Raw genomic sequence first — 848 nt, 5'->3', positions numbered from 1 at the left:
TAATAGACCAGCTGGATTTGCCGCGTGACCTGAGCCGTAACGCCTTGTTCGATGTGATGGTGGTGTTGCAGAACACGGGGATGGGCAAGGGAGTGCTCCCGACACTTGAGGGCCTTGAAGTAAGGGCCTATGAAGAAGTGCAGACAGAGAGCAGTAAGTTCGACCTTACATTCAATTTTATAGAAGGCACAGAGGGAATCCTTTTGGACCTGACCTATAACAGCGATATCTACAGCCGTGAGATGGCAGAGCGCTTATGCGGTCACCTGGAGCGGCTGCTGCCGGCGGTATGCGGTTCACCGGATGTACCAATTTCGGAGCTGGATTACCTGAGTGCTGCAGAGCGTAAAGAACTTCTGGAAAGCTTCAATGATACGGCGGTAGCCTACCCTGAGGAGGAGACGCTTGTTTCGCTTTTCGAGGCACAGGCAGCGCAGGCCCCCGGATCACCGGCACTGGTATTCGGTGAACAGACGCTGAGCTATTCGGAACTGAACGGTTTGTCAAACCGGCTGGNGGGGTATTGAAGGCAGGAGGTGCATATGTACCGGTCGATCCGGGTTACCCTTCAGAGCGGATCAGTTATATGCTAAAAGACAGCGGCTGTAAGGTGTTGATAGATGACACCTTGTTATCGGAATTCCGGTCGTCATTAGCTGAATATAGCCCGGATAACCTCGCTGGTGTAAATGAATCGAAGGGCCTGGCATATGTGATCTATACCTCAGGCTCAACAGGCAAACCCAAGGGGGTGATGGTAGAACACCGGAGCGTGGTTAATTTAAGTTACTGGCATATAAATTATTATAAAGTAACAAAAGATGACCGGGCAACATTATATGCAGGAA

Annotated in this window: 2 protein-coding genes; both read left to right on the top strand. The window is 50.8% G+C overall.

The features are described 5' to 3' along the window. Nucleotides 1–56: 56 nt before the first annotated feature. Nucleotides 57–527 carry a condensation domain-containing protein gene (locus ACFFGT_RS04480; RefSeq protein ID WP_446686296.1) on the top strand — a complete coding sequence of 157 codons (471 nt, stop codon included), beginning with the start codon at nt 57–59 and terminating at the stop codon, nt 525–527. Next, the coding region (locus ACFFGT_RS04475) for an AMP-binding protein (RefSeq protein WP_377021308.1) at nt 524–848 on the top strand (325 nt) is incomplete at its 3' end. The genes ACFFGT_RS04480 and ACFFGT_RS04475, both read left to right, overlap by 4 nt.

It is taken from the genome of Mucilaginibacter angelicae, from assembly GCF_042434235.1.
Classification (GTDB): Bacteria; Bacteroidota; Bacteroidia; order Sphingobacteriales; family Sphingobacteriaceae; genus Mucilaginibacter; species Mucilaginibacter angelicae.
Note: the sequence above shows the minus strand (reverse complement) of the source record. Positions and strands in the feature narration are given on the sequence as shown.